Raw genomic sequence first — 335 nt, forward strand, 5'->3', positions numbered from 1 at the left:
AGTTTCCTTTGCGAGACATACTTTGAGTTATGCCACAATTCTTAAGAGAATGACGGTATTGTTTCATTTGATAGTGCCAACCTTGATCAGAGTGAATGAGTAGTTTATCCGGATCGGTTACACAATAAAGGGCTTGGTCCAACATCGTTGAAACAAGGGAATAGGTCGGTCTTGAACCAATTGTATATGTGATAATTTCACCATTAAATAAATCCAACATTGGTGATAGGTATAACTTCTCCCCAAATAACTTAAACTCCGTAATATCTGTAACCCACTTTTCATTTGGTTTTTCAGCTTGGAAGTTGCGATTTAAAATATTTGGCGCAATTTTC

1 protein-coding gene is annotated in these 335 nt (G+C 36.4%); it reads right to left on the bottom strand.

Annotation, left to right across the window (positions count from 1 at the left end; genetic code table 11):
- Positions 1-335: DDE-type integrase/transposase/recombinase (locus ACTJJY_RS32175; RefSeq protein ID WP_440607463.1), on the bottom strand; the 335-nt coding region annotated here is incomplete at both ends.

Source organism: Bacillus sp. 22475 (assembly GCF_052044835.1).
In the GTDB taxonomy this organism is placed as follows: domain Bacteria; phylum Bacillota; class Bacilli; order Bacillales; family Bacillaceae_G; genus Bacillus_A; species Bacillus_A cereus.